The sequence below is a fragment of the Paracoccus sp. TRP genome, assembly GCF_000185925.1.
GTDB lineage: Bacteria > Pseudomonadota > Alphaproteobacteria > Rhodobacterales > Rhodobacteraceae > Paracoccus > Paracoccus kondratievae.
Window position 1 is genome coordinate 70,893 of sequence record NZ_AEPN01000001.1, and the last position, 25,763, is coordinate 96,655.

The 25,763-nt window shown below is 65.4% G+C and carries 24 protein-coding genes; 13 read left to right on the plus strand and 11 right to left on the minus strand.

What is annotated here, in order from left to right; translation table 11 throughout:
* Window positions 1-10: 10 nt before the first annotated feature.
* Entirely contained in the window at window positions 11-1,660 is a 1,650-nt protein-coding gene (locus tag PARACOCCUSGL_RS0100310; protein ID WP_029371200.1) for a heparinase II/III family protein, read from the minus strand.
* Window positions 1,661-1,691: 31 nt separating this feature from the next.
* Entirely contained in the window at window positions 1,692-2,942 is a 1,251-nt protein-coding gene (locus PARACOCCUSGL_RS0100315; protein WP_040601613.1) for an RsmB/NOP family class I SAM-dependent RNA methyltransferase, read from the minus strand.
* A gap of 75 nt (window positions 2,943-3,017) precedes the next feature.
* Here PARACOCCUSGL_RS0100315 and PARACOCCUSGL_RS20140 point away from each other — a divergent pair, with 75 nt between their 5' ends.
* The 6 genes from PARACOCCUSGL_RS20140 to PARACOCCUSGL_RS0100345 all read left to right on the plus strand — a co-directional run bounded on the left by PARACOCCUSGL_RS20140 (window position 3,018) and on the right by PARACOCCUSGL_RS0100345 (window position 9,628).
* Window positions 3,018-3,191, plus strand: coding sequence for a DUF1674 domain-containing protein (locus PARACOCCUSGL_RS20140; protein WP_010391895.1), 174 nt, complete (start codon window positions 3,018-3,020; stop codon window positions 3,189-3,191).
* A gap of 153 nt (window positions 3,192-3,344) precedes the next feature.
* Window positions 3,345-4,514 (plus strand): efflux RND transporter periplasmic adaptor subunit, encoded by a 1,170-nt coding sequence (locus PARACOCCUSGL_RS0100325; protein ID WP_010391897.1) that lies wholly within the window; start codon window positions 3,345-3,347, stop codon window positions 4,512-4,514.
* A 3-nt stretch (window positions 4,515-4,517) separates the two neighbouring features.
* Window positions 4,518-7,619, plus strand: coding sequence for an efflux RND transporter permease subunit (locus PARACOCCUSGL_RS0100330; protein ID WP_010391898.1), 3,102 nt, complete (start codon window positions 4,518-4,520; stop codon window positions 7,617-7,619).
* Window positions 7,616-8,659, plus strand: a complete 1,044-nt coding sequence (gene selD, locus PARACOCCUSGL_RS0100335) for a selenide, water dikinase SelD (protein ID WP_010391899.1) — start codon at window positions 7,616-7,618, stop codon at window positions 8,657-8,659. Before PARACOCCUSGL_RS0100330 ends, selD begins: the two co-directional genes overlap by 4 nt.
* A 76-nt stretch (window positions 8,660-8,735) precedes the next feature.
* The gene (locus PARACOCCUSGL_RS0100340) at window positions 8,736-9,140 is read left to right on the plus strand and encodes a hypothetical protein (RefSeq protein ID WP_010391900.1); all 405 of its coding nucleotides are present in this window, start codon (window positions 8,736-8,738) and stop codon (window positions 9,138-9,140) included.
* Between the two features lie 68 nt (window positions 9,141-9,208).
* The gene (locus PARACOCCUSGL_RS0100345; RefSeq protein WP_010391901.1) at window positions 9,209-9,628 is read left to right on the plus strand and encodes a PaaI family thioesterase; all 420 of its coding nucleotides are present in this window, start codon (window positions 9,209-9,211) and stop codon (window positions 9,626-9,628) included.
* Between the two features lie 9 nt (window positions 9,629-9,637).
* Here the strand turns inward: PARACOCCUSGL_RS0100345 and PARACOCCUSGL_RS0100350 are convergent, their stop codons facing one another.
* Window positions 9,638-10,333: a fumarylacetoacetate hydrolase family protein gene (locus tag PARACOCCUSGL_RS0100350; RefSeq protein WP_029371203.1), complete on the minus strand. Its 696-nt coding sequence runs from the start codon at window positions 10,331-10,333 to the stop codon at window positions 9,638-9,640.
* Window positions 10,334-10,445: 112 nt separating this feature from the next.
* On the opposite strand from PARACOCCUSGL_RS0100350, the gene PARACOCCUSGL_RS0100355 reads away from it, so the two are divergent.
* From PARACOCCUSGL_RS0100355 to PARACOCCUSGL_RS0100365, 3 genes are read left to right on the plus strand one after another with little or no spacing between them, the layout of a single operon-like run.
* Window positions 10,446-11,099, plus strand: coding sequence for a protein-L-isoaspartate O-methyltransferase (locus PARACOCCUSGL_RS0100355; RefSeq protein WP_010391906.1), 654 nt, complete (start codon window positions 10,446-10,448; stop codon window positions 11,097-11,099).
* 23 nt (window positions 11,100-11,122) lie between these two features.
* A complete protein-coding gene (locus PARACOCCUSGL_RS0100360; RefSeq protein WP_010391909.1) occupies window positions 11,123-12,520 on the plus strand; it encodes a TolC family outer membrane protein in 1,398 nt (465 codons plus the stop codon).
* 26 nt (window positions 12,521-12,546) lie between these two features.
* Entirely contained in the window at window positions 12,547-13,341 is a 795-nt protein-coding gene (locus PARACOCCUSGL_RS0100365; protein WP_010391912.1) for a hypothetical protein, read from the plus strand.
* A 231-nt stretch (window positions 13,342-13,572) separates the two neighbouring features.
* Here PARACOCCUSGL_RS0100365 and PARACOCCUSGL_RS0100370 read toward each other — a convergent pair whose 3' ends face one another.
* Genes PARACOCCUSGL_RS0100370 through surE form a run of 3 tightly spaced genes read right to left on the minus strand, consistent with a single transcriptional unit; the run spans window position 13,573 to window position 16,217 of the window.
* The gene (locus PARACOCCUSGL_RS0100370) at window positions 13,573-14,733 is read right to left on the minus strand and encodes a LysM peptidoglycan-binding domain-containing protein (protein ID WP_010391914.1); all 1,161 of its coding nucleotides are present in this window, start codon (window positions 14,731-14,733) and stop codon (window positions 13,573-13,575) included.
* Between the two features lie 31 nt (window positions 14,734-14,764).
* Window positions 14,765-15,415 carry a protein-L-isoaspartate(D-aspartate) O-methyltransferase gene (locus PARACOCCUSGL_RS0100375; protein ID WP_010391916.1) on the minus strand — a complete coding sequence of 217 codons (651 nt, stop codon included), beginning with the start codon at window positions 15,413-15,415 and terminating at the stop codon, window positions 14,765-14,767.
* Window positions 15,416-15,422: 7 nt separating this feature from the next.
* Window positions 15,423-16,217 (minus strand): 5'/3'-nucleotidase SurE, encoded by a 795-nt coding sequence (gene surE / locus PARACOCCUSGL_RS0100380; RefSeq protein WP_010391918.1) that lies wholly within the window; start codon window positions 16,215-16,217, stop codon window positions 15,423-15,425.
* A gap of 192 nt (window positions 16,218-16,409) precedes the next feature.
* Between surE and PARACOCCUSGL_RS0100385 the strand changes: the two genes are divergently transcribed.
* Both PARACOCCUSGL_RS0100385 and PARACOCCUSGL_RS0100390 read left to right on the plus strand, forming a co-directional pair.
* Window positions 16,410-17,333 (plus strand): sulfite exporter TauE/SafE family protein, encoded by a 924-nt coding sequence (locus tag PARACOCCUSGL_RS0100385; protein WP_010391922.1) that lies wholly within the window; start codon window positions 16,410-16,412, stop codon window positions 17,331-17,333.
* Window positions 17,330-18,175, plus strand: coding sequence for a TIGR02186 family protein (locus PARACOCCUSGL_RS0100390; RefSeq protein ID WP_010391924.1), 846 nt, complete (start codon window positions 17,330-17,332; stop codon window positions 18,173-18,175). The genes PARACOCCUSGL_RS0100385 and PARACOCCUSGL_RS0100390 overlap by 4 nt, the downstream gene beginning before the upstream one ends.
* Here the strand turns inward: PARACOCCUSGL_RS0100390 and PARACOCCUSGL_RS0100395 are convergent.
* From PARACOCCUSGL_RS0100395 to PARACOCCUSGL_RS0100415, 5 genes are read right to left on the minus strand one after another with little or no spacing between them, the layout of a single operon-like run.
* Complete coding sequence (locus tag PARACOCCUSGL_RS0100395; RefSeq protein ID WP_010391926.1) at window positions 18,162-19,316, minus strand: GNAT family N-acetyltransferase; 1,155 nt, start codon at window positions 19,314-19,316, stop codon at window positions 18,162-18,164. The genes PARACOCCUSGL_RS0100390 and PARACOCCUSGL_RS0100395 overlap by 14 nt on opposite strands.
* 31 nt (window positions 19,317-19,347) lie before the next feature.
* The gene (locus PARACOCCUSGL_RS0100400) at window positions 19,348-20,103 is read right to left on the minus strand and encodes a glycerophosphodiester phosphodiesterase family protein (RefSeq protein WP_010391930.1); all 756 of its coding nucleotides are present in this window, start codon (window positions 20,101-20,103) and stop codon (window positions 19,348-19,350) included.
* On the minus strand, window positions 20,103-20,543 hold the full coding sequence (locus tag PARACOCCUSGL_RS0100405) for a RidA family protein (RefSeq protein ID WP_010391932.1): 441 nt from the start codon (window positions 20,541-20,543) through the stop codon (window positions 20,103-20,105). Before PARACOCCUSGL_RS0100405 ends, PARACOCCUSGL_RS0100400 begins: the two co-directional genes overlap by 1 nt.
* 11 nt (window positions 20,544-20,554) lie before the next feature.
* Window positions 20,555-21,007, minus strand: a complete 453-nt coding sequence (locus PARACOCCUSGL_RS0100410; protein ID WP_010391934.1) for a YbjN domain-containing protein — start codon at window positions 21,005-21,007, stop codon at window positions 20,555-20,557.
* Between the two features lie 46 nt (window positions 21,008-21,053).
* Window positions 21,054-24,497: a chromosome segregation SMC family protein gene (locus tag PARACOCCUSGL_RS0100415; RefSeq protein ID WP_010391936.1), complete on the minus strand. Its 3,444-nt coding sequence runs from the start codon at window positions 24,495-24,497 to the stop codon at window positions 21,054-21,056.
* A gap of 149 nt (window positions 24,498-24,646) precedes the next feature.
* Between PARACOCCUSGL_RS0100415 and PARACOCCUSGL_RS0100420 the strand changes: the two genes are divergently transcribed.
* Both PARACOCCUSGL_RS0100420 and PARACOCCUSGL_RS0100425 read left to right on the plus strand, forming a co-directional pair.
* Window positions 24,647-25,000: a CidA/LrgA family protein gene (locus PARACOCCUSGL_RS0100420; protein ID WP_010391938.1), complete on the plus strand. Its 354-nt coding sequence runs from the start codon at window positions 24,647-24,649 to the stop codon at window positions 24,998-25,000.
* Window positions 24,997-25,713, plus strand: a complete 717-nt coding sequence (locus PARACOCCUSGL_RS0100425; RefSeq protein WP_010391940.1) for an LrgB family protein — start codon at window positions 24,997-24,999, stop codon at window positions 25,711-25,713. The genes PARACOCCUSGL_RS0100420 and PARACOCCUSGL_RS0100425 overlap by 4 nt, the downstream gene beginning before the upstream one ends.
* Window positions 25,714-25,763: the final 50 nt, after the last annotated feature.

A 25,763-nucleotide genomic window follows, 5' to 3' on the forward strand; every position in this document is an offset into this window, starting at 1 on the left:
ATTTGGCCCGTCACCTAGCGCCGGAGCGCGCCAAGGTCCAGCAGATCTGGATGGCGCGGCCCTGCAATCGCGCAGAAATCACCATCTGACGCGATGGGCGCGGCTCGGCCAGTGCCCGGTCAAGCAGGCAGGACGCCTCAAGCCGCAGCTCTCCGACGCCATCATGCGAAAACAGCCATTCATCGCCGCCGGGCAGGGTCAGATGGATTTCCTGCCCCTGCTGGCGGGCCTGAATCTCGGGGTGCAGGTGGAAACGGACGTCAAAGGCCAGACCGCCCTCGGGGCGGACCTGCTCAAGCCGGGCCTGGGCACTGGCATCAAGCGCCGCAAGCGAATCCTCGCCCCGCAGCCCAAGACCGTCAGGATCAAGCCACAATTCCCGCAGATGGGTCAGTCCGTGGCTGGCCAGCCAGCCGTCGTGGCCGGCCAGCAGATGCGCGGGTTCAGGCGAATGCGCCGGGCCGCAATCCGGGGTGGTCAGGTTGCCAAGCGCATCGCAATCGCCGGCCCAGACCAGATCGGGACGCTCGGTCAGGATATCGGGCTCTCCCTCCTGACGGTTGGGGTTCAGCCGTGACGAAGACAGCCCGGCCAGGCACAGCGCCGAATGGCAGGGCGTGGCGCGGCTGGCCCTGGCCCATAGCGGGCCGAAACCGTCGCCCGGGCCGCAGTTCACGATCAGGGGCTGGCGCGCTACCGTCAGCTCAAAAGCCAGCGTCGAGGCATGGGCGCGGACGGCAGCCGGACCCCCGGGCGGAGGTGCCGCGTCAAGGATCAGCGTGGTGCGCGACCGTGTCATGCGGGCAAAGCCCATGGCAAGACCGCTGACCGGCAGCGCGGGCCCCTCGGCAGCGCGCAGACAGCGATCCAGCCGCCCCGCCGCGCCCCGGCCGCCGCCATGGAAACAGGGCAGCGAACCGTCGGCATGGCGCAGCGCCCGCAGGATCGGGGCGATTTCCGAGATGATGGCGCCAAGTTCGGGCGGGGATTCCTGCCCCACCTCATCAGCGACCTCCTGCGCCCAGACAAGCAGCGCCATCGCCTCCAGCAGCGATTCGGGGGCGCGCGTTTCGGACAGGGTGGCAATACCCATGGCGTCAGCCTCTTCGGCCAGGGCAATCAACGCCGGCTGGGCCATGGCGTGACGGTCGCGCAGCAGCATGGCGCCAATCGCCAGCCCCGCCAGCGCCTCAAGCCGGCACAGCCCGTCGGCGGCGTCATACCAGCAATCGCGCAGGTGGCTAAGATGCTGGTCAAGCGCGTCGAAATAGGGTTCGGCCCCACTACGGTCCAGACCGGGCAGAATCATCCCGGCGTGAAAGATCCAGCGCAACACCCTGCGTCCCGAAACCTCGGGCGACCATTCCGGCGTGCCGGGCGCCGGTTCGGGGTGCAGGCGCAACCAGCGCATGACATGGTTCTGGGCCACCGCCCGGGCCCTGGGCGTACCGACCGCGGCCAGATCGTCCAGCCAGCCAAAGCCGTGCAGCTCGGCCGCGACGGTGGGCGGCAGGTCGGCGGCAAAGAAATCATCGCTCAGCGTAAAGCCGCCAAGATGCAGCGTGCCGCCGACGATCTGTTCGCCGCGACCGGGATGGCCGATGGCTTTGGGTTCGGGGCGGCGCAGAAACCCCCTTGGCGCAACAGAACTTTCGGTCATGGGCAACGCATTGACTAAGGACGGCTTAACCTTAGGTCTGGTCAGCGGATTTTCGCAAGCGCGCGATGAAGAACCCATCCATCCCGCCGCGTTCCGGCCACAGATCCGGGCGCAGGCGCAGCCCGCCTTGCGGGGTGATCCAGCCCGGCTCGATACCCGGTGCCTCGGGCGGCTCGACCATCAGGCCGGGGTGGCGGACAAGCAGGGCGGCCAATTGGTCCTCTCCCTCAGCGCAAAGCAATGAGCAGGTGGCATAGACCAGCCGCCCACCGGGTTTCAGCAGCGTCAGCGCGTGGTCCAGCAACCGCGCCTGCAGATCGGTCAGTTCGGCCAGCGCACTGTCATCGCGGATGCGCGGCAGTTCGGGATGACGGCGAATGGTGCCGGTGGCCGAACAGGGTGCATCCAGCAAAACCGCATCCAAAGGTGCCTCTGGCCACCATTCCAGCGCATCCGCCGCCACCAGCCGCGCCGAAAGACCACAGCGGGCAAGGTTTTCAGCCACCCGCGCCAGACGGGGCTCAGAGATATCCAGCGCCGTGACCTCGGCCCCGGCGGCAGACAGTTGCAGCGTCTTGCCGCCCGGCGCGGCACAAAGATCGGCGATCCGCTCACCCGGGCGCGGGTCAAGCACCCGTACCGCCAGCGCGGCAGCGGCATCCTGCACCCACCAGTCGCCCGAAGCATAACCCGGCAGTGCAGAAACCTGCGTCCCCACAGACATGCGGTGTGAACCGGTCGGCAGCGCCTCTCCTGGGCAATCCGCACCCTTGGGCGTCAGATCAAGGGGCGCGCCTGCCTCGTGTGCGGCCTCGATGGCACGCGCGGCATCCTCGCCCCATGCATCAACGACCGGGCCACGCAGCCATGACGGCATCTTTTGCGGCGTCAGCCCGGCCCAGACCTGACCAGTGCCCGCGACCTTACGCAGTACCGCGTTCACCATCCCGGCTGCCGCCTGCCCTTTGGGGCCCATGGCGCGCGCCAGCGCAACAGCAGCATTCACCGCGCCATGCGGAGCCTCGGCCAGCGCCAGCATCTCGATCGTCGCGAGCCGCAGGATGCGCATGATCTCGGGCCGCGGGGGACGGGCCAGCATCGGTGCAAGCAGCTGGTCCGCACGATCCATGCGCCGTAGCACCTCCAGCGCCAGACGGCGGGCGCGGGCACGCTCGGCCGGCGGCAGACGCTCAACCTGCGCGGCGGCCTCGTCCAGCGTCGCACCTGCCTCGACCGCTCCGAGCAGCCGCAGGGCGCCCGAACGCGCCCCATCCCTGACCATCTTGCCGCGTGACTTGTCCAAAGCCTGCCTCTTGCCTAGATTGGTCTGGTCTAGCGTGTAGCAGGGGAAACTGCCATGACCGACCGCAAGGATCTGCCGCCTGCCGCCCAGCGCGCCCTGGCCGAAGCCGAAGAACGCCGCCGCAAGGCCAAACCGCTGGACCTGCCGGTTGAACTGGGCGGGCGCGACGGGCCCGAGCCGGTGCGCTATGGCGACTATGAGCGTAAGGGCCTCTGCGTCGATTTCTAAGCCTCGCGCGCCTCGCTGCGCGAGCATTTGGACATATTCTGCCCACTCTGCCGTGATGGCGAATCCGTGAACAGAGGTGGGTCCGCCGTTTACTTGCCATTGGGGTTCGCCGCTTAAAGAATGCGCCAACCACCAAACCGCAAGGAACGGCAGATGGCCTCTGGGCAGGGGATTTTGAAATGGGCGGCGCTGACGCTGCTGCTGGCAGGACAGGCACTGGCACAGCAAGGTCCGGACAGGCGCGGGCCACAGGGCCCGATCGAGGTCGGGGTGATCGTCACCACCGAAGAGGACGTCCCCTATACCGTTACCCTGCCCGGCCGCGCGATTGCCTATCAGCAAACCGGTATCCGCCCGCAGGTCGGCGGAGAAGTGCTTGAAATCTCTTACGACCCCGGCAAACCCGTCAAGGCGGGCGATGTGCTTTTCCGCCTCGACCCTGAAACGCTGGCCGCTGCACTGACCGCCGCCGAGGCCGCCGTTGCAGGTGCCGAGGCTGGCCTTACCCAGGCCCAGAACACCGTCACGCGCTATCGGCGGCTTGAGGGGTCGGGTGTCTCGGCCGTCGAGCGCGCCAATGCCGAAGTGGCCCTGAAAGAGGCCGAGGCCAATCTGAAATCCGCCGAGGCCTCGCGGGACGCCGCCCGCCTTGCGCTTGAACGGACCGAGATCCGCAGCCCGCTGGACGGCATGGCCGATGTAGCGGCGGTGTCGGTCGGGGATCTGGTCACGGCAAACCAGTCCGAGGTTCTGACCACCATCACCCAGCTTGACCCGATCTATGTCGATGTCTCTGAATCCAGCGCCCGGATGCTGCGGGTGCGCGAGCGGATCAAGGCCGGCCTTCTGGTCGTCAACGGCGGGGTCAAGACCCAGCTGATCCTTGAAACCGGCGGGGAATATCAGGGAGAGGGGCGGATCGTCAGCCCCGGCATCGCCGTCTCGCCCACCACGGGCACGGTGCCGATCCGGCTGCAGTTCGATAACCCCGACCGGATGATCCTGCCCGGCCAGTTCCTGCGGGTAAAGCTGACGCTCGGCACGACCCGCGCGGTACTGGTGCCCCAGCGCGCAACCAGCCGCGCCTCGGACGGCACGCTGACCGCCTTTGTCGCCCGCGATGGCAAGGCCCAGCAGGTGACGCTGATCGAACAGGGCAGCTACCGCAACAGCTGGATCGTGACCCAGGGCATCAACCCCGGCGAACAGCTGATCCTTGACGGGCTGGACAACCTGCGCGCCGGATCAGAGGTCACCACCATCCCGGTCACCATCGATGCCGAAGGCGTGGTACGCGAGGCCACGGATAGCAAGGAAGGCTAGGGCATGGCTGGATTTTTCATTCACCGCCCGGTCTTTGCCTGGGTGCTGGCCATCGTGACCATGCTGATCGGCACCTGGTCGCTGCTGAGCCTGCCGGTTTCGCAATACCCCGACATCGCCCCGACGACGATCCGCATCAGCGCCGGCTATTCCGGGGCGACAGCGCGGGCGGTGCAGAATTCGGTCACTACACCGATCGAGGACGCGCTGACCGGGCTGGACGGGCTGCTTTACACCGTCTCATCCTCATCAACCGGGCGCAGCGTCATCACGCTGACCTTTGACGACAGTGTGGACCCGGTCGATGCACTGAACGAGGTACAGTCCAAGGTCCGCTCGGTCGAAGGCCGCCTGCCCGGTCCGGTGCAGAATGATGGCGTTTCGGTCTCGCGATCATCCTCGTCGATCCTTATGGTGGGGGCGCTGGTCTCGACCACCGGCCAGCACTCGACCATCGAGCTTGGCAACCTGCTGGAACAGGTGGTCGAAGGTCCGGTCAAGCGCACGCAGGGTGTCGGTGGTGTCGATGTCTTTGGCTCGGGTTATGCCATGCGGATCTGGATGGACCCGCTGCGGCTGGCACAATTCCAGCTGACTCCGACCGATATCACCACTGCGGTCGCCCAGCAGAACAGCACCGTATCGGTCGGGGCGCTGGGGGAACAGCCGGTGGTGCCCGGCCAGCAGTTCACCGCCAATATCACCGCGCAAAGCCAGCTGACCTCGGTCGAGGATTTCCGCAACATCCTGCTGAAAACCGGGTCGGATGGCGCAGCCGTGCGGCTGGGGGACGTGGCAGAAGTCGCCATCGGCCAGACCCGCTATGGCCGGGATTCACGCTTTAACGGCATGAACGCCTCGGGCTTTTCGGTGAACCTCGCCACCGGTGCCAATGCGGTCGAAACGGCAAACGCCGTGCGGGCAACATTGGATGGCCTGAAAAACGCCCTGCCCGAAGGGGTCGAGATCCATATCGCCTATGACACCGCCCCCTTTGTCGAGCTGTCGATAGAAAAGGTCTATCACACCCTGATCGAGGCCATCGTGCTGGTGTTTCTGGTCATCCTGCTGTTCCTGCAGAACTGGCGCGCGACGCTGATCCCGATCATCGCCATTCCGGTGGTGCTGCTGGGCACCTTCGGAATGCTGGCGGCGCTGGGATACTCGGTCAACACGCTGACGATGTTTGCCATGGTGCTGGCCATCGGCCTTTTGGTCGATGACGCCATCGTCGTGGTCGAGAACGTCGAGCGCGTGATGGAAGAGGACGGGCTTGGCCCGGTCGAGGCCACCGAAAAAAGCATGGGCCAGATCAGCGGCGCGCTGATCGGCATCGCGCTGGTCCTGTCGGCTGTGTTTCTGCCCATGGGCTTCATGCCCGGCTCGACCGGGGTGATCTATCGCCAGTTCTCGGTCACGATCATCACTGCCATGGTGCTGTCGCTATTGGTGGCGCTGATCCTGACGCCTGCGATGTGCGCCAGCCTTTTGCGGCAAAGCCACGGGCCGACCCGCTTTGCCCCCGCGCGCTGGTTCAACGCCGGGTTCGAGCGGATGACGCGCGGCTATTCGGCCACCGTCCGCCGTACCCTGCGCCGCCCGCTGCTGGTCATGCTGGTGCTGGCCGCAATCAGCTTTGGCGCGGCCGAGCTTTTCGGGCGGATGAACACCACCTTTATCCCGTCCGAGGATCAGGGCGTGCTGCAATCGCGCATCACCCTGACCGAAGGCTCGACCGCCCAACAGACCGCCGCCGTCGTGCAAGAGATCGAAGATTATATGCTTAACGAGGAAAGCGAGGCAGTCGAGTCGGTCTTTGTCGCCATGGGCTTTGGCTTTTCGGGTAATTCGCAAAGCCGGGCGATGATCTTTGTCAAGCTGCGCGACTTTGACGAACGGCAGGACCCCGCACTTGCGGCCAGCGCCGTGGCTTCGCGCGCCAATGCGCGCTTTGCCGGGCACCGGGCGGGACGGATCGCTTTCCTGCAACCCCCCGCCATTCCTCGGCTTGGCAATGCCGCGGGCTTCAGCATGTATCTGATGGATCAGGCCGGCGCCGGGACCGAGGCGCTGACCCGCGCCGCCGAGGCGCTGGAACAGGCGGCCGCTGCTGACCCGCGCCTGCAAAACGTCGAAAGCAGCGGTGCCGAGAACGAGGCCGCGCTGAAAATCGACATCGACCAGCAAAAGGCCGAAAGCCTGGGCGTCAGCCTGTCGGGCGTGAACGCGATGCTTTCAACCATCTTTGCCGGAACCGAGGTGAACGACTTTGCGCTTGGCGCCCAGCTGCGCCCGGTCATCGTGCAGGCAGCCGCCGAAAACCGCATGCAGCCCGAGGACGTGGACAGCTGGTATGCCCGCAATGCCGATGGTGAGATGGTGCCTTTTTCGGCCTTTATGACCACCCGCTGGGAACCGGTCGAACCCAGCCTGTCGCGCATGGACAGTATCGACGCGATCGAGTTCAGCGGCCAGCAAAGCGACAGCGCCAGTTCGGGCGAGGCGATGGCCGCGATGGAAGAGCTGGTTTCGCAGTTGCCGGGCAATTACGCCACCGCCTGGACCGGCCTGTCCTATCAGGAACGCCAGGCCGGCAATCAGGCGCCATTTCTGTTCGCGCTGTCGGCGCTGGTGGTGTTTTTGTCGCTGGCCGCGCTTTACGAAAGCTGGTCTATCCCGTTTTCGGTCATGCTGGCAGTGCCGGTGGGTGTTCTTGGCGCGGTCGTCGCGGCGCTGGCCTTTGGTCAGGCCAATGACGTCTATTTCAAGGTCGGCATCCTGACCACCATCGGCCTTGCCGCCAAAAACGCCATCCTGATTGTCGAATTTGCCCGGGACCTGCAACAATCCGCGGGTCGTAGCGCCGTAGAAGCAGCGGTCGAGGCCGCGCGGCTGCGGCTGCGGCCGATCCTGATGACCTCACTGGCCTTCATCCTTGGCGTGCTGCCTCTGGCGGTCGCCACAGGGGCCGGGGCGGCCGCGCAGAACTCGATCGGGATCGGGGTCATGGGCGGTATGATGGCGGCAACCTTCCTAGGCATCTTCATGGTCCCGGCTTTCTACGTTACCGTGCGGCGGCTGACCGACAGGAGTGCCCGGACATGAAAGATCTTCCCCGACTGACCTCTTTGGCGCATGGCGGCGGTTGCGGCTGCAAGCTTGCGCCTTCGGTATTGCGCGAATTGCTGGCCAATCAGCCGGTGGCGCAGGCCTTTCCGCAACTGCTGGTCGGGACCGAAACCTCGGACGATGCCGCGGTCTGGCAGGTCGACGACAACACCTGCGTCATCGCCACCACCGATTTCTTTATGCCGATGGTGGACGATCCGCGCGCATTTGGCCGCATCGCCGCCACCAATGCGATTTCGGATATCTACGCCATGGGCGGGCGGCCGATCATGGCGCTGGCGATCCTTGGCATGCCGATCGACAAGCTTGCCCCCGCGCAAATCCGCGACATCCTTGAAGGCGGGCGCGAGATCTGCCTGCAGGCGGGTATCCCTGTCGCCGGCGGCCATTCCATCGACTCGCCCGAGCCGATCTATGGCCTTGCGGTGATCGGCATCTGCCACCCGTCCGAGCTGCGGCGTAACGCCGATGCGCGCGCCGGCGATACGCTGATCCTGACCAAGGGTCTTGGCGTCGGGATCTATTCCGCCGCGATCAAGAAAGGCGTTCTGGACGCAGCCGGAGTGGCCGAGATGATCGCATCGGCCACCACGCTGAATCAGGTGGGGGCCGATCTTGCCAAACGCGAGGACGTCCACGCCATCACCGATGTGACCGGCTTTGGCATCCTGGGCCATGGGCTGGAGATCGCACGGGGTGCGGGGCTGCGCCTGCGGCTGAAACTGGCAGAGCTTCCGCTGCTGTCCCGCGCCGCCGAACTGGCCGAGGCGGGATTTGTCACCGGCGCATCGAATCGGAACTGGGCCGCCTATGGGGCCGAGGTCACGCTGCCCGAGGGGCTGACCCCATGGCAACAGGCGCTGCTGACCGATCCGCAAACCTCGGGCGGGCTGCTTGTCGCCTGCGCGCCCGGTTCAGCCGATGAGGTACTGGCGATGGTCCGTGCCGCCGGTTTCCCGCTGGCAGCGATCATCGGCCAGACCGAGGAAGGCCCGGCTGGCATCGTGGTCGAATAAGGCTGGCGGACCGGGCGGCGGGACGGTGCGGAACCCCGGCGCCCGGGCGGGCGTTGGGGCAAAGGAGGAACGCACCATGCCGCAGATTTCCCTGCCCCGCCTTGCCGTGCTCAGCATGACGCTGGCCTGCCTGGCCGCGCCTCTGTCCGCCCAGACAGCACCAACAGAGCCCGCGACCACGGAAACCGTCCCTGCCGGGGCTACCCCCGCACCAGCGCCGCAACCGGCCGAGACAGCAGCAGCATCCGCTGGCGAATGCCCGCCCGCCGCTGGCAAGGCCGAACCGGCAACGCCCGAGACCGCCTCGACTGACGGCACCGCGCCCGCCAACTCGGGCTCGACCGGCTGGACGGGCGGGACCGGAGGCTCTCAGATCGGGACCAACCCTTCGGGCGCGCATCATGCCACCCGGACATGGCAGCCGCCGACCGCGCGGGGCCTTGATCTTGCCGGACGGCCCGAACCGACGGCACCCTGCTGACAGGGCACAGCGATTGACGCGGTCCCCGCCCCCGCCCAAGATGCGGGCGAAGCAGGGAGACAGCCGCGATGCCCGACAGCCAGCCAGCCGCCACCATTGATGTGCATGCGCCCTATTCCGAATCGCTGGGGATGCAGGTCATCTCGGCCACGCTGGACGAGGTCGTCCTGCACATGCCCGTGACCACGGCCCTGACCAATCGCAACGGCGTCCTGCATGGCGGCGCGATCATGAGCCTTGCCGACCATGCCGCTGGCACCGCAACCCATCTGCGCCTGCCGGCTGGGGCGACGACCACGACGATGGAAAGCAAGACCAACTTCCTGCGCCCGATCCGGCTGGGCGATGTGGCCGAGGCGCGGCCGAAACCGCTGCATCTGGGCCGCACCACGATGATCTGGCAGACCGATATCCTGCGTGGCGACGGCAAACTTGCCGCCGTGGTGATCCAGACGCAACTGGTGATTGAATGGAAGGAACCGGCCTGAACCGGCCCGCTATTCAGCCGGGCCGATGGTCAGTTCGACCTGCGCCAGCCCCTCGACCCCGCCAGCCAGACGATCACCCGGTCCGACCGCCCCGACACCGGATGGCGTGCCGGTCATGATCAGATCCCCCGGCGCGAGATGATAATATCGTGACAGATCGGCAATCAGCTCGGGTATGGTCCAGACCATGTCCGAAACCTGACCCTCTTGCCGCAGATCGCCGTTCACCTCCAGCCGGATGCTTTGGGCACCGGGGGTGAAGCCCGCCGCCGGGGTCAGGGCCGAGATCGCCGCCGCGCCTTCAAAATTCTTGCTCAGATCCCAGGGGTGGCGCTTGTCCTTGGCCCGCGCCTGTAAATCGCGCCGCGTCATGTCCAGCCCCGAACCATAGCCCCAGACTGCTGACATCGCGTCATCAGCACCGATGCGAAAGGCCGAAAGGCCGATGGCAACGACCAGCTCGATTTCGTGATGCAGGTCGGCCGTGCCGGGCGGATAGGGCAGAATCGTGCCGCTTTTTCTGACCGCATGGGCAGATTTGAGGAAATAGAAAGGCGCTTCGCGGTCAACCTCGGACCCCATCTCGGCGGCATGGGCGGCATAGTTGCGCCCGACGCAAAAGATGCGATTGACGGGGAATTCAGTACTCTGCCCCAGGATGGGCAGTGCAGCGGGCGGGGGCAAAGGGAACAGATATCCGGTCATGGTGCGACCCTGCCACGGCAACACCGTCGCGGCAAGCGTGCCGGCTGCCGTTGCCCAACCGGGAATTTCATGGCAAGAGAGCATCAAAGCCAACCGAGAGCAGGGTCTCAGAATGACCGATTTCGCGCAGCGCCGCACCCATATGGTCGATACCCAGGTTCGCCCCAACGATGTGACCAGCTACCCCGTGATCGAGGCGATGCTGAACGTCCCGCGCGAACAGTTCGTCCCCGAGGCACGCCGTGAAGTTGCCTATGTCGGCAACAACATCGACCTCATCCCCGGCCGCGTGCTGCTAGAGCCGCGCACGCTGGGCAAGATGATCGACACGCTGAGCCTTCAGTCCGAAGATCTGGTTCTGAATATCGGCTGTGGCTACGGCTATGCAGCCGCCGTCATGGCCCGCATCGTCGAAGCCGTCGTCGCGGTCGAAGAAGATGCCGGCATGGCTGCCGAGGCTGAAAGCCGGCTTGCCGCGCAGGACGTCTTTAACGTCGCCGTGGTTCAGGGCCCGCTGGCCGAAGGTTGTGCCGGTCAGGCCCCCTATGACGCCATTCTGATCGAAGGCGCCATCGAAGAACTGCCCGAAGGCCTGATTGAGCAGCTAAGCGAAGGCGGCCGCATCGTCGCGCTGTTCCGCGAAGGCAATCTGGGTACCGCCCGCATCGGCCAGAAGCTGGACGGCCGGGTGAACTGGCGCTTTGCCTTCAATGCCGACGCCCCGGTTCTGCCGGGGTTCGTACGGCCCAGAGGCTTCGTCTTGTGACTGCCGACACGAAAGGCCAAGGCATGTTTCGCAGAACGTTCGAAACCCTGCGGCGACCACTGATCGCAGCCATTGTTGCAGGGGCGACCGCCCTGCCCGCCTCGGCCGAGACTTTGGCCGATGCCATGGTCGCGGCCTATCGCCACTCGGCATTGCTTGAGCAGAATCGCGCCGTCCTGCGTGCCGCGGACGAAGATGTGGCGACGGCCCTCGCCCAGCTTCGCCCGGTGGTGCAATGGATCGCCGAGCACAGCTTTCAAAAGGTCGATAACAGCCGGATCGGCCGTTCGACCAGCATCGCGCTGCAAGCCCAGATCACGCTTTACGACTGGGGCCGCAACGCCATCGCCATCGACGCCGCCAAGGAAACCGTTCTGGCCACCCGCGCCGCGCTGGTCGGGGTTGAACAGGATGTCCTCCTGGGGGCCGTCCAGGCCTATCTGAACGTACGCAGCACGACTGAACAGGTCGATCTGCAGGAAAACTCGGTGCGGGTGATCGGTCAGGAACAGCAGGCCGCCTCGGACCGGTTCGAGGTGGGCGAGATCACCCAGACCGACGTCGCACAGGCCGACGCAGCCCTTGCCGCCGCGCGCGCCAGCCTCGCCTCTGCGCGAGGAGAGCTTGAGATAGCACGCGAAATCTATCGCACCGCTACGGGCCGTGCGCCGGGCAAGCTTTCCCCGCCCCCGCCCACGCCCGCCCTGCCCGCCACGCTGGAGGCGGCGCGGCAGATTGGACAGCGCAGCCATCCGGCGATCCAGCAGGCGCAACGTCTGGCCGCCGCGGCCGAACTGGGCGTCGCTGCGGCCGAGGCCGAGCGTAACCCGACCCTCAGCGGTACGGTCGGCATTGGCCGTTCGCACGATATGTCGGTGCAGACGCAACGCGAAACGACGACGAACGATATTGGCGCGTCGGTCAGCATGTCGCAGACGATCTATTCCGGTGGACGCCTGCCGGCGGCCCATCGCAAGGCCATGGCGCGACGGGACGAGGCACGGGCGTCGCTGCTGCAGGTTTCGCGTCAGGTTAACGAGGCGGTCGGTCAGGCCTGGGCGGGAATCGACGTCGCAAAGGCGCAGATTCGCGCCATTGACGAACAGATCGTCGCAGCACGGCAAGCCTACGAAGGCGTGCGCGAAGAGGCGACGCTGGGTGCACGCACCACTCTGGACGTGCTGGACGCCGAGCAGTCGCTGCTTGAGGCGCGTGCCAATAAAATCTCGGCGGAAGCCAATCTGCAATTAGCACATTATCAACTTCTGGCTGCTATGGGTCTGTTGACGGTGGAAAACCTGAAACTGGGGATACCGACCTATGACCCTTCGGCCTATTACAACGCGGTGCAGGACGCACCTTATACCAGCAGGCAGGGCAAAAGCCTGGACCGGGTCCTGCGCGCCATCGGCAGGGACTAATCCCGCCCCTGCTACGGGGGCGCATCATGCAGCATGAAATGATGCGCCAACCGACTCCGGCCCCGATGCCGGATCATATCGGCGATGTCCTATCCTCGATCCGCAAGCTTATCGATCAGGACACTGCCGGCAGCCACAGCCCGGATCATCCCTCTGGCCCGCGGATCACCCGCGACCTCGCAGGTCCGACCAGCGCCCGGATCGAGCTGGTGTCATCCGAGCCACCCGCAACAGCAGCGCGCGTGACACCGCTGGTGCTGGATGTAAACGCCATGGTCGCACCCGATCCCGAGGATCAGGCTGAGCCGCCAGCCGCACTGCCAGAGGTGCATGCTGTGATGGAAAACACCGATCAGCCTGAAATGCTCTCCGACGCCCTGCCCGAGGCGCGCGTGACCAAGCCAGAACGGGCGGATGATCTTACCTCCGACAGTGACACGGAACCGCCGTCGTTCGATACGGCGGCCCCTGCTGCGATCGAAATGATCAGCAGCAGCACCCCCGACCTTTCGCTGCAAGGACCCGCTACTATCACGGAAATGGAAGAAGCCATGCTGCATGTGAGCACACCCGCAACCCCCGCAACTCCTGTCGTCGAGATGGAGGACAGCATTGCCTCTGCCCGCGATAGTAGCGAGCCGCATCTCTTTGCGCCCAGGGACAAAGGACCGCAGAACGGCCCCCAACTGCGCGGCCTGATTCGCGAGGCGATCCGGCAAGAGCTTCAGGGAGAGATCGGCAACCGCCTTAGCCGCAATCTGCAGCAAATGATCCGCCACGAGATCGAGCTGGCGCTGCGTCAGATGTGCGAACAAGACTGAGCAAGGCAACCGCCTGAATGCCGCATAGGGTGGGGTAGCGGCCCCCGCCCATCGCGAATGGTGGTGCTGGGGCCGGTCAAGTACCAGAACCCGTCCACAATACCCTGAAAAGGCTTGCCCTGACTTGGTTTGCTCAAGCTGCCATTCACTGATGGATTGGATCTGCCGGTCAGCGACTGTCGCAGCGGCCAGCCGTTAAGGCGCGGCCACTGCGACAACGGGCAGAGCCCGCTAGTTCAGGTATTTTTCGGGATCAACGCTATCGAAACCGTTGCGCACCTCGAAATGCACCACGCCCTGATTGCGCGCCTTGCCAAGTGCGGCTCCTGCGCTGACCGATTGCCCTTTGGTGACGGTAACATCATCAAGACCGGCATAGACAGTCATCAGATTGCCGTCGTGCCGAACAACGATAATCGGCACCTGATCCGTATCGCGGGTGATGGCGGCGACCGTCCCGCTGCCAGCAGCTGTCACGGTGCTACCCGGCGCGGCAGCAATGTCGATGCCGTCGTTCTTGCCCTTCTCATAGGTGCGGATGATCGAACCATTGGCGGGCATACGGAATTTGCCATTGCCCGAAGCAGCAGTCCGCGTCTTGCCCAGATCAGGGCTTGCGGGGGTGTCGACCTTGCTGGTGGCGGGCTTGGTCTGCTCCTTTGGCAGCGGCTCGGCTGCCGAAGGCGGGCGCGGGGTCGGACTGCCGGTACCGGGAGCGGTCACGGCACCGCTGGCAGGGCGGCTTTGACCGACGACCGGGATCAGCAGGCGCTGGCCGGTACGCAAAGCCATATTCTGCGACAGGCCGTTCCACTGGGCCAGATCATTGACCGAGACATTGTATTTACGGGCAATGGACCAGGCCGTCTCGCCCGCAGCAACAACGTGCTGCTTGGGTTGGCTCGAGGCCGGCAGGGTCTGCGCAGTCACCCCTCCTTCTGCCGGGGGCACCGCTGGCTGCTTGACGCCCTGACCGGCAAAGGGATCGGTGACTTGCCCGGTCGAGGAGGTGACAGGTGCGGCAGGCGCACCTGCTGCAACCCGCCGCGGCAAGGCAACCACCGCCCCGGGGTTCAGCGGAGTATTCGCGTCGATCGCGTTGTAGCTGGCCAGTTCGCCCGCGCTCAGCCCCAGCCGTGCGGCGATGGTGGTCACCGTATCGCCCTGACGGGCGATGGCGACCTGATAGCCGGGATAGGAAATCACCCCGCGCTGATCCGGCGTCGGTCTGGGCTGCGCGCGCGCGGCCGCGCCGGCGGTGTCCAGCCCCCCGCCGCCCCAGCCGCGCAGGTCGGGATCGAAATTGCTGAAGTCCAGGCCACCCTGCGGCCCGCAAGCCACCAGAGTCACCGCAGTTCCGGCAACCAATGCCAACTGCCTGATCTTGATCATCTGCCCGTTCCTCACTCTGGACGGTCGGGGGTCATGTCTGTCCCAACCCCTCGACCAGCGGCACGAAACGCACCTGCCGCAATTCGTCGTAGTCAAAACCGTTTTCGCCACGGCGCACGCGGATCAGCGTCTGAACTGCGTCCGACTGACCGACCGGCACCACCATAATACCGCCGATCTTTAACTGCGCCAAGAGCGGGCCCGGCGGATCCTCGGCGGCAGCCGTCACCATAATGCGATCAAAGGGCGCCTGTTCGGGCAACCCGCGCGAACCGTCGGCAACCAGCGTGGTGATATTGGTCAGGCCCAGGTCGCGAAACAGCGCCTCGGCCTCTGCCACCAGCCGGCGATGGCGGTCGATGGTATATACCCGCCGGCACAATAGCGACAGGATCGACGCCTGATAGCCCGAGCCGGTTCCGATCTCGAGCACCTTGTCACGCGGCCCGACCTCCAGCGCCTGGGTCATCAGCCCGACAACCGAAGGCTGGCTGATGGTCTGGCCGCAAGGGATGGGCAGGGGCGTATCCTCATAGGCGCGGTCTTCGAAATGGCCGCGCACGAATTCGCCGCGGTCGATGCGCTCCATCGCTTCGAGTACCCGCGGATCGGTAACCCCGCGCTGCCGCAGCGCGAATAAAAAGCGCATCTTGCGTTCGGCAGTCTCGGGATCGTCGCTCATCTGTTGCTTAGCCCTCTTCGAGAACGCCACGCAGTTCGGCCAGGGTCTTGTGGCAGGTCAGATCCGGCCGCATCGGCGTCAGCGAGATATAATCGCGCATATTGGCATCAACGTCACTGTCTGGCGTCGCGGGTGCGGTCTGTGATCCGCCCAGAACCCACAGGAACCGCCGCCCGTTCGGGGCGTGATAAGGCTCGACCTCAAAACGGACGCCGCGCCGGCGGCCCTGCGGGGCAACCCGCGTGCCCTTGACCGAGGCGGCGTCACAGGCCGGGAAGTTGATGTTATAGAACAGGCGGAAATCCTCGTCCGAGGTCCAGTCGCCATATTCCAGCAACTGCCGGATCAGGCGCGGTCCATGCACGCGCGCCGCCTCGAACGGGTCATCAAGCGTGGCGGTGCGCTGGCCCATATACTGGGACAGGGCAATGGCGGGCAGCCCCTGTAAAGCGGCCTCCATCGCGCCGCCGACGGTACCCGAATACATCACGTTCTCGCCCGAGTTATTGCCGCGGTTCACCCCCGAGAGCACCAGATCGGGCGGGTTATCCCGCATCACATCGGCAATCGCGGCAAGCACGCAATCGGCGGGGGTGCCCTCGGCGGCAAAGCGGCGCGGCCCCAGTTCGGCGATCAGGGTCGGGTGAACATAGCTGATGCAATGCGCGACACCGGACTGTTCAAAGGCCGGGGCGACGGTCCAGACCTCACCCCCGGGCCCGGCAACCTCGGCCGCGATGGCGGCAAGCGCCTCCAGCCCCGGAGCGTTGATGCCGTCGTCATTGGTAATCAGAATACGCATGTTCTTTCCTGTCCGACCTGCCGTGACGGGCCTGCCCGGCAAGGCCGCCTGCGCCCGAGGCATTTTTGCCCTCATCTTGCATGCTTATCCGGGCCACAGCCTTGCGACAACCCGCAGGAACAGCCATGGAAGCGTTTGACGCGCGGCTGCGCTCGGGGCAGCATTGGAACAAGGCAAAAGGCCGGGCAGGACATGCAGATCTATCTTCCCATCGCCGAGGTGGCGGTCAATGCGCTGGTGCTGACCGGGCTGGGCGGCATCGTCGGGCTGATGTCGGGCCTGTTCGGGGTCGGCGGCGGCTTTCTGATCACGCCTCTGCTGTTCTTTATCGGCATTCCGCCAGCCATCGCGGTGGCGACCGGCGCAAACCAGGTCGTGGCCTCGTCCTTTTCCGGCGTGCTGGCCCATGTCAAACGCAAGGCGGTCGATTTCCGCATGGGCTGGGTCCTGCTGGCGGGCGGTCTGGTCGGGTCCTCGGTGGGCGTGCTGATTTTTAACCTGCTGTCGCGGCTGGGGCAGGTCGATCTGGTCGTTCAGCTGTGCTATGTCATCTTCCTGGGCCTGATCGGCGCGATGATGCTGCAGGAAAGCCTGCGCGCCCTGCATCGCGCCCGCCGCAGCGGACCGATCAAGCCCATGCGCCGTCACCAGCATGGCTGGGTGCACAAATGGCCGCTGAAGATGAAATTCCGCGCCTCGGGCCTGTATATCAGCGCCATTCCGGTGCTGATGGTCGGCGCAGCGGTCGGCGTTCTTGGCGCGATCATGGGCGTCGGCGGCGGCTTTATCATGGTGCCGGCGATGATCTATCTGCTTGGCATGCCGACCAAGGTCGTTATCGGGACCTCACTGTTCCAGATCACGTTCCTGTCAGCCTATACGACACTGATGCACGCGGTGTCGTCGAACACCGTCGATGTGATGCTGGCAGTGCTGCTGATCGTCGGAGGCGTGATCGGGGCACAGGTCGGCACCCATCTTGGCGCACGGCTGAGGGCCGAGCAGCTGCGCATTCTGCTGGCGCTGCTGGTTCTGGGCGTTTGTGGCAAGCTGGCGCTGGATCTGTTCCTGCGCCCGGATGAGCTTTACTCGATCACACAAGGGGGCAAGGCATGATCCGGCAGTCCTGTCACGCCCTTCTGGCGCTGGCGATGCTGGCCCTGCCCCTGCAGGCGCAGGAAAGCCCGCCACCCACCCCGGCAGAGGGCGCGACCTCGGCCACAATCGAGGCCGAGCCCGAGACCACGCCCGAGCGGATCGTTGCGGGCCTGTCGCGCGACGACATCGATATCACCACCAGCTTTGACGGGTCCGAGATCATCATCTACGGCGCCGTCAAACGCGAAAGCCGCATCCCGCCCGGCCAGCCCCTTGATGTGATCGTAACCGTCGAGGGCCCACACCGCCCCGTCACCGTCCGCCACAAAGAGCGGCGGCTGGGCATCTGGGTCAATACCGGCCGCGTGAACATCGGCTCGGCCCCGAATTTCTATGTCGTGGCAACGACCCGGCCCCTGCACCTGATCCTGCCGCCCGAAGAGGACCAGCGTTACCGGATATCGATCCCGCTGGCGATGCGGGCCTTTGCCGGACCGACCGAGGTCGAGGACGTCGTCCCCTATACCGAGGCCCTGATCCGCCTGCGTCGCGCCGCAGACCTTTACCGGCAGGATGACGGCTCGGTCCTGCTGGCGGAACAGACGCTGTTTCGCGCCGATATCGGCCTGCCCGCGAACCTGATCGAGGGGTTCTACAGCACCCGCATTTTCCTGTTGCGCGACGGCAAGGTAATCGACACGTTCCGCGCGCCCATCGACGTACGCAAGGTCGGGCTGGAGCGCTGGCTTTACCGCCTCGCCCTGGAACAGCCGTTTGTCTATGGCATCATGTCGCTTGCCATCGCAATGGCAGCAGGCTGGGCGGCATCGGCGGCCTTCCGGCTGATCAAGCGGACCTGAGCGGACCGGTCTGGCCGCGCCGGAACGGGCCAAGTTCCGTCAGGACCGCCATTTCCTCGTCCACCGCCTCGCGCTCACGCTGCAGATAATCGGCGATGGCACCGTAAAAGCCGGGGTCCGCGACCCAATGCAGCGAATGGGTCTGGCTGGGCAAATAGCCGCGCGCCAGCTTGTGCTCGCCCTGTGCGCCGGCCTCGACCCGTGACAGGCGATGCTTGATCGCCCAGTCAATGGCACGGTGATAGCACAGCTCGAAATGCAAAAAGGGGTGATCCTCGATACAGCCCCAATAACGGCCGTAAAGCGCATCCGGCCCGATCAGATTCAGCGCACCGGCAATCGGGATGCCGTCACGCTCGGCCAGAACCAGCAGGCAATCGTCGCGCATGGTGTCATGCAGGATGTCGAAAAACGCCCGGGTCAGATAAGGCCGCCCCCATTTGCGCCCGCCGGTGTCCTGATAAAAGGTCCAGAACGCGCCCCAGTGGTCGGGCCTGATCTCATCCCCGGTCAGGCTGCGGATAGTGCCGCCAAAGGCCTGAGCACGCTCACGCTCTTTGCGGATCGCCTTGCGCTTGCGAGACGAAAGCTGGCCCAGAAAATCGTCATAACTGTCATAGCCCTGATTCAGCCAGTGGAACTGTTCGCTGGCGCGAGGCAGGAAATCGACCGCCTCACCCAACCCGGCCTCGGCTTCGGTACAGAACGTGACATGCGCCCCCGACAACCCCGATTGCTGCGCAAATTGCACCATCCCGGCCAAAAGACCACGCTGCACCGCCGGATCGGGCGCGATCAGCCGCGGCCCGGTGACGGGGGTAAAGGGAACCGCGCATTGCAGTTTGGGGTAATAGCGCCCGCCCGCCCGCTCATAGGCTTGTGCCCAACCGTGGTCAAAGATGTATTCGCCCTGGCTATGGGTCTTGATGTAACAGGGCGCAACGCCCGCTACCCTGCCATCCAGCCGGGCGACCAGATGGGCCGGATGCCAGCCCGTGCCCTCGCCGACCGAGCCGGACTGCTCAAGCGCCGACAGAAAGCGATGGGTGGTGAAAGGGTTGGTGCCCGCCCCGCAGCCATCCCATTCAGGGGCCTTGATCCCGGAAATCGCGGGCAGGACGGAAACGGCAAGCTCGCTCATGGCAGCAACATAGGGGCGGGCGCGACGATTGTCAGGGCCTTGCGGGCAAGTAACGCTCGAAGGTGATGTTATCGGCCACGCGGCGGGCAGCTGCCTCTTCTTCGGGCGAACGGACGGTCCAGCACAGTACCGGCACGCCGCGCTGTTTCAGCGCCGTCACCGCCGGATTGTCCAGATCCTTGCGGTCATGCGAGATGAAGCTGGCACCGACCCGGTCGAAATCACCGATGGCGGCCAGATGCGCAAGGGCAGCCTCGCCCGCGACGGCCCATTCCTCATCCTTATAGTCGCAGGTGGTCAGACCGACCGTCACGTCTGGCGCTGCGACGTGAAAGGCCGCGATCGTATGAGGATTGAAGGACATGACCGCGACCGGACCGCCATAGGCCAAGACAAGCCGCGCCACTTCGTCCTGCAGATCGCCGACCTGATCGGAAAGACGCAGGCTCTGGTCCTTGATCTCGATAAGCAACGGCACCCGGCCTGCAACTTCGGCAAGCAGATCTGCCAGCGTCGGGATGGGTTCCGAGGTGCCAAGAAGGCGCAGTTGCGACAGATCATCCATGCCCTTGGCGCCAACGGGGCCCTCAGCCCCGGTCAGCCGCGGCAGGTCGTCGTCGTGAAACACCAGCGCCGTGCCATCGGCCGTGCGCTGGATGTCACATTCGATGCCATATCCCGCAGCGATAGCGGCGCGAAAGGCCGCCATGCTGTTTTCCGGCATACCCGGCCCATGCAGCCCGCGATGGGCAATGGGCATGTTCAGAAAATCCGGGTGCAGACTCATCATGCGAACTCGAACACGGCCTCGATCTCGACGGCGACCCCGCGCGGCAGGGCCGGGGCCGAGACGGCGGCGCGGGCATGGCGGCCCAGATCGCCGAACACCTCGACCATCAGGTTTGAGCAACCGTTGATAACCTCGGGCTGGTCGGTGAATTCCGGGGTCGAATTGACAAAGCCAGCCAGTTTGACCACGCGCGTCACCCGATCAAGCGAGCCAAGCGCCGCCCGTGCCTGCGCCAGCAGCGCCAGACCGCAGGCCCGCGCCGCCTCGGCGCCCTCTTCGACAGCCAGATCTGCGCCCAGACGGCCTTTGGCCGGGCTGATCTGCCCCGAAACGAACAGCAGGTTGCCCGTGATCACAAAGGGCACGTAATTCGCCGCCGGAGCCGGCGCGTCGGGCAGCGTGATTCCCAGATCTGCCAGTTTCGTTTCGATGGACATGCTTGTTTCTCCTACCAGTCGATAAACCCGCGGAAGTCGCTGAGGACGATGCGCCAGGTGTCCAGAGTATCCTCGAAATTCTTGCGTCCCACACCTTCGCCTGCAAGGCCGATGTCCATTTCGATAAAGGGATCGCCCTCTTCGTCCAGCCAGACCTTGCCGAAACGCTTGTCCCGGTTCCAGCGGTTGGCCTTGGTCGCGTTCATCGGATCGTCAAGGTCAAAGCCAGCCGAGAACTGGATCGACTGGCAGGATTTTTCGCAGCTGTAGAAATAGACCTGAAATCTGGTGCCGTCGATACGGCTTTCGATCATCGGATCGCCGGAATCGTCTTTGGTCATCTCTACCGGCAGACCAAAGTCCATCATCAACAAGCGAATCACATCGGGATCGCCCAGGACCTGCGCCTGTGCGACAGGTGCCTGCAGCAGCATCGCCAACGCAAGGGAAACCAAGGTACGCATACTCTTCTCCGTCACGGGAACAGCTGATTGCTTAACGGTTTGCGCCTCAGGCTACCAGTGCTTCGGCACGCTTCAGGTCCACGCTGACCAATTGGCTGACGCCCTGTTCCACCATGGTCACACCAAACAGCCGGTCCATGCGCGACATGGTTACGGCATGGTGCGTGATCACAAGAAAGCGCGTCTCGGTCCGCCGCGTCATCTCGTCCATCAGGTCGCAAAAACGGGTGACGTTGGCATCGTCCAAAGGCGCGTCCACCTCGTCCAGAACGCAGATCGGCGCGGGATTGGCAAGGAACACCGCAAAGATCAGCGCAAGCGCGGTCAGCGTCTGTTCGCCCCCCGAAAGCAGGCTTAGCGTCGACAGTTTCTTGCCCGGAGGCTGGCACATGATCTCAAGCCCGGCCTCAAGCGGGTCGTCGGATTCGACCAGCACCAGCCGCGCCTCGCCGCCACCGAACAGATGGGTAAAGAGATTGGCGAAATTGGCGTTCACCGTGTCAAAGGCCGCCAGCAGACGTTCGCGCCCCTCGCGGTTAAGGCTGCCGATGCCCTGCCGCAGCTTGCGGATCGCCTCGGTCAGGTCCTCTTTTTCGGCGCCAAGGCGGTCACGCTCGGCCTCAAGCTCGCGCTTATCTTCATCTGCACGCAGGTTGACCGGCCCAAGCGCATCGCGGCCCTGACGCAGGCGGGCAATCTCGGCCTCAAGCGCATCGGGGGTGATCTCGTCGATCTCGCCCAGCGATTCCAGCAGCGTCCCGGGCGTGGCCTCAAGTTCTTCATGAATGCGGGCTCGGGCATTCGCCTCGGCCGTGACCGAGGCTTCGGCGCGGGCCTCGCAGGCCGCACGGGTTTCGCGCGCGTCTGAGGCCGCCCGTTCCGCCTCGCGCTCGGCCTCGGCAGCGTGGCGCAGCGCCTGATCGGCGGCTGACAGCGCATCGCGGGCCCGGGCAAGCCGCGCCCCGGCCTGAGCTTCGGCGTCGATCAGAATACTGCGACGCCCGGCAAGGATTTCGGGTTGGGCCTCGGCCTCTTCCAGTTCAAGGGCGGTTTCTTCGCGGCGGGCAGCAAGCTCGGCGGCGCGGGTACCTGCCTGATCCAGCCGCAGACGCCAGCCCGATTCCTCCTTGGCGATTTCCTGCAGACGCCTGATGCGGGCATTGGCCTCGCGCCGCAGTTCCTCAAGCGCGCCGCGCCGGGTCAGGGTGGCGATGCGCGCAGCCTCGACAGCGGTACGGGCATGTTCGACCGCCGCAGCCGCCGCGCCCCGGTCGGGCAGTTCGGCCAACGCCCGTTCGGCCTCGGTCAGCCGGGTGCGGGCGTCAAGCGCGTCCTCGCGGTTGCGCGCCAGTTCGGCGCGGGCGGATTCGGCGCGGCTTTGCGCCATGGCAAGCTCGGATTCGGCACGCGTTACGGCCCGGACTGCGTCGGACAGTCCGCGCTCGGCCTCGCGCCTTGCGTCGCGGGCGCATTTCTCGGCCTCGGTCGCCGCCAGATAGCGGGCGCGCAGCGTCTCATGCGCGGACAGGGTCTCATCAGCGCGGGCCTGTGCCACCTCGGCCTGCGCGCTCATTTCGGCAAGCTGGTTAACCTTTTGCAGATGCAATGCAGCCGCAGATGCGGCCTCGCCCGCCATCACCCGCATCCCGTCCCAGCGGAAAAGGTCACCTTCCCGGGTCACCAGCCGCTGACCGGGGGCAAGCTGCGCCTGCAGGGCCACGCCTGTTGCCACATCGGCGACCAGCCCGACCTGCGACAGACGGCGGGCCAGGGCGGCAGGCCCGTCCACATGGGGCGCCAAGGCCTCGACCCCATCGGGCAGAGGTTGCGGCGCGTCATAGCACGGCAGCAGGTGCCAGCCCGAGCCATCCTCGGCCAGTCCGACGCCCAGATCGTCGCCCAGTGCCGCGCCGAATGCAGTTTCATAGCCACGCCCGACGCGGACCAGATTCAGAATAGAATCGCTGCTCTGCCCGCGTTCGACCAGCCGTTTCAGCGCCGCCACCTCGGCCTTCAGCGCCGAAACCTCGCCCTCGGCCTCGGCGCGGGCCGAGCGGGCGGCAGACTCCTCAGCCTCCAGCGCAGCGCGGGTTTCCTCAGCTTCGGCCAGCCCCTCTTCGGCGGCTTCGACGCGGGCGCGGGCTTCTTCCTGGGCCTCTTCGGCAGCCTCGCGGGCGGCCTCGGCCTCGGCACCGGTTTCAGCGGCGCGGACGGCGGCGGTTTCAGCCTCAGTCGCAGCGCGGGTCGCGCGTTCCTGCATCTGGCGCAGATCGTGAACCAGCCGCTCGGCCGATTGGTGACGGGCGGCGATACGGGCGGATTCGTCGGTCAGCTCTGCCAGCTTGGCCTCGACCTCGCGCAGCGTCTCGGCGGCCTCATCGGCAACATCGGCCGCGGCCTGCAACCGTTCATCATGGCCCTGTCCGGCCTTTTCCAGCTCACGTTTTTCCCAGACCAGCCGCTCGATCACCTCGCCAGCGTCGCGGTTCAGCGCCGCCTCGCGCTCGATATCGCGGTCAAGCTGGGCGATGCGCGCCAGCAGCGTCTGGATCGCTTGCGCCGCGCGGGTCTCGGCCTCATCCAAAGCCTCGCGCTCAACGACGGTGCGGGACAGGATCGCGGCGGCGACCTGTTCCTCTTCCCTCAGGGGGGGCAGTTTCTCTTCGGCCTCTTGCCGGGCGGCAATGGCGCGGCGGGCGGCACCCTCGGCCTCGGCAGCGGCGCGGATCGCAGCCTGCAGCGCCTCGGCGGTCGCAGCCCTGGCACGGTCTGCCTCGGCCCAGCGCCGGTAAAGCAACATCCCCTCGGCCCGGCGCAAAGCAGCGCCGATTTCGCGGTAGCGGGCGGCGGCACGGGCCTGACGGGCAAGACTCGCCGCCTGGCTGGAAAGCTGGTCCAGCGTGTCGTCGACACGGGTCAGGTTCGCCTCGGCCGCGTTCAGCTTCAGCTCAGCCTCATGCCGACGCTGATAAAGGCCCGAGATCCCTGCCGCCTCTTCCAGCACCCGCCGGCGGGCCTTGGGCTTGGCGTTGATCAGTTCGGAAATCTGCCCCTGACGCACCAGAGCCGGCGAATGCGCCCCGGTCGAGGCATCCGCAAACAGCATCTGCACATCGCGCGCCCGCACCTCTTTGCCATTGATGCGATAGGCCGAGCCCGCATCGCGCGTAATGCGGCGGGTGATGTCCAGCGCATCGCTGTCGTTCAACCCGGCGGGGGCAAGGCGGTCCTTATTGTCGATGGTCAGCGTGACCTCGGCATGGGCGCGGGCCGAGCGGCGGGCCGTGCCGGCAAAAATCACATCCTCCATCCCCTCGCCGCGCATGGCGGTGGGACGGTTTTCGCCCATGACCCAGCGCAATGCCTCAAGCAGGTTCGACTTGCCACAGCCGTTCGGCCCGACCACACCGGTCAGGCCCTCGCGGATGACCAGATCGGTCGGATCCACGAAGCTTTTGAAACCATTGAGGCGCAGGCGGTCAAAGCGCAAAAGGGGGGTCCCTGAGGGTCATCCAGATGCTGGGGATTTTTGGCCATACCGGCCAACAAGTCAACACAAACCCCATATATCGCGGGGTTTAACCGATCTATCCACAAGATTCTGGTTCACGCCGGGAAAACTGGTGTTAATCTGGCGCCATGATTCCAGCGCTTTCCATCATTCTGATCTTTCAACTTGTGGGCGAGATCGCGACCCGCAGTCTGGACCTGTTGTTGCCGGGGCCGGTTCTGGGGCTGCTGCTGCTGGTGCTGTCGTGCAGTCTGCGCCCGGCGTTGGCTGAACTGCTGCGCCCGGTTGTGAATGGGATCCTTGGGCATCTGTCGCTGTTCTTTGTCCCTGCTGGTGTCGGTGTGATCGCGCATCTGGGACAGTTCCGCAGCGATGGGTTAGCCGTGGCGGTGGCGCTGGCGGTATCGACCGCATTAGCAATTGCTGCCGGGGCGCTTGTATTCTGTGCCGTGGTTAAGTGGATGGGCGGACCCAGGGAATGACAAACGCAGCCCTGATCTGGAGCTATCTGACCGAAGGCCCGCTTTTGTGGCTGACGGCGACCCTGCTGGCCTATTGGGCGGGCGATACCTTCTTTCGCGCCATGGGCCGGCAAAGCTGGGCGAACCCTGTCCTGTGTGCGGTGATTATCCTGGCCTGCGTGCTGGGGGTGACCGGCACCAGCTACCAAACCTACTTCGAAGGCGCTCAGTTCGTGCATTTCATGCTGGGCCCGGCGACGGTGGCGCTGGGGATGCCGCTTTATGACAACCTCCACCGGGTCAAAAAGGCACTGCTGCCATTGATTGCGGCACTGTTGGCGGGGTCGATAACTGCAGTGGTCTCGGCGCTGGCGATTGCCAAGGCCTTTGGCCTGTCCGAGGTGATGCTGGCAAGCCTTGCCCCCAAATCCACCACAGCACCTGTTGCCATCGGCATCGCCGAAGGTCTGGGCGGAGAGCCGACCATCACCGCCGTTCTGGTGCTGGTGACCGGTATTTTTGGCGCGATTATAGCAACACCGCTGCTGAACGCGCTCAAGATCACCGACTGGCGGGCACGCGGCTTTTCACTGGGGGTCGCCGCGCATGGCATCGGCACTGCCCGCGCCTTTCAGGTGAATGAGACCGCCGGCGCCTTTGCCGGAATCGGCATGGGGCTGAACGCGGTGCTGACCGCGATCATTGCGCCGCTCGCTCTTTATCTGTTCCAGTAAAGATTGCCGCGCCCTCTGCGCGGAATGTCATATCCGGGAAACGCGCCAGC

Excerpts from the sequence above, each read along its gene's own strand:
- PARACOCCUSGL_RS0100375 (WP_010391916.1), bottom strand. The coding sequence starts at position 15,415 with ATGAGCGACGATCCCGAGACTGCCGAACGCAAGATGCGCTTTTTATTC.
- selD (WP_010391899.1), top strand. The coding sequence starts at position 7,616 with ATGAAAGATCTTCCCCGACTGACCTCTTTGGCGCATGGCGGCGGTTGC.
- PARACOCCUSGL_RS0100355 (WP_010391906.1), top strand. The coding sequence starts at position 10,446 with ATGACCGATTTCGCGCAGCGCCGCACCCATATGGTCGATACCCAGGTT.
- PARACOCCUSGL_RS0100330 (WP_010391898.1), top strand. The coding sequence starts at position 4,518 with ATGGCTGGATTTTTCATTCACCGCCCGGTCTTTGCCTGGGTGCTGGCC.
- PARACOCCUSGL_RS0100345 (WP_010391901.1), top strand. The coding sequence starts at position 9,209 with ATGCCCGACAGCCAGCCAGCCGCCACCATTGATGTGCATGCGCCCTAT.
- PARACOCCUSGL_RS0100420 (WP_010391938.1), top strand. The coding sequence starts at position 24,647 with ATGATTCCAGCGCTTTCCATCATTCTGATCTTTCAACTTGTGGGCGAG.
- PARACOCCUSGL_RS0100350 (WP_029371203.1), bottom strand. The coding sequence starts at position 10,333 with ATGACCGGATATCTGTTCCCTTTGCCCCCGCCCGCTGCACTGCCCATC.
- PARACOCCUSGL_RS0100340 (WP_010391900.1), top strand. The coding sequence starts at position 8,736 with ATGCCGCAGATTTCCCTGCCCCGCCTTGCCGTGCTCAGCATGACGCTG.
- PARACOCCUSGL_RS0100325 (WP_010391897.1), top strand. The coding sequence starts at position 3,345 with ATGGCCTCTGGGCAGGGGATTTTGAAATGGGCGGCGCTGACGCTGCTG.
- PARACOCCUSGL_RS0100395 (WP_010391926.1), bottom strand. The coding sequence starts at position 19,316 with ATGAGCGAGCTTGCCGTTTCCGTCCTGCCCGCGATTTCCGGGATCAAG.
- PARACOCCUSGL_RS0100405 (WP_010391932.1), bottom strand. The coding sequence starts at position 20,543 with ATGTCCATCGAAACGAAACTGGCAGATCTGGGAATCACGCTGCCCGAC.
- PARACOCCUSGL_RS0100365 (WP_010391912.1), top strand. The coding sequence starts at position 12,547 with ATGCAGCATGAAATGATGCGCCAACCGACTCCGGCCCCGATGCCGGAT.
- PARACOCCUSGL_RS0100310 (WP_029371200.1), bottom strand. The coding sequence starts at position 1,660 with ATGACCGAAAGTTCTGTTGCGCCAAGGGGGTTTCTGCGCCGCCCCGAA.
- surE (WP_010391918.1), bottom strand. The coding sequence starts at position 16,217 with ATGCGTATTCTGATTACCAATGACGACGGCATCAACGCTCCGGGGCTG.
- PARACOCCUSGL_RS0100425 (WP_010391940.1), top strand. The coding sequence starts at position 24,997 with ATGACAAACGCAGCCCTGATCTGGAGCTATCTGACCGAAGGCCCGCTT.
- PARACOCCUSGL_RS0100390 (WP_010391924.1), top strand. The coding sequence starts at position 17,330 with ATGATCCGGCAGTCCTGTCACGCCCTTCTGGCGCTGGCGATGCTGGCC.
- PARACOCCUSGL_RS0100370 (WP_010391914.1), bottom strand. The coding sequence starts at position 14,733 with ATGATCAAGATCAGGCAGTTGGCATTGGTTGCCGGAACTGCGGTGACT.
- PARACOCCUSGL_RS0100315 (WP_040601613.1), bottom strand. The coding sequence starts at position 2,942 with ATGGTCAGGGATGGGGCGCGTTCGGGCGCCCTGCGGCTGCTCGGAGCG.
- PARACOCCUSGL_RS0100360 (WP_010391909.1), top strand. The coding sequence starts at position 11,123 with ATGTTTCGCAGAACGTTCGAAACCCTGCGGCGACCACTGATCGCAGCC.
- PARACOCCUSGL_RS0100385 (WP_010391922.1), top strand. The coding sequence starts at position 16,410 with ATGCAGATCTATCTTCCCATCGCCGAGGTGGCGGTCAATGCGCTGGTG.
- PARACOCCUSGL_RS0100410 (WP_010391934.1), bottom strand. The coding sequence starts at position 21,007 with ATGCGTACCTTGGTTTCCCTTGCGTTGGCGATGCTGCTGCAGGCACCT.
- PARACOCCUSGL_RS20140 (WP_010391895.1), top strand. The coding sequence starts at position 3,018 with ATGACCGACCGCAAGGATCTGCCGCCTGCCGCCCAGCGCGCCCTGGCC.
- PARACOCCUSGL_RS0100400 (WP_010391930.1), bottom strand. The coding sequence starts at position 20,103 with ATGAGTCTGCACCCGGATTTTCTGAACATGCCCATTGCCCATCGCGGG.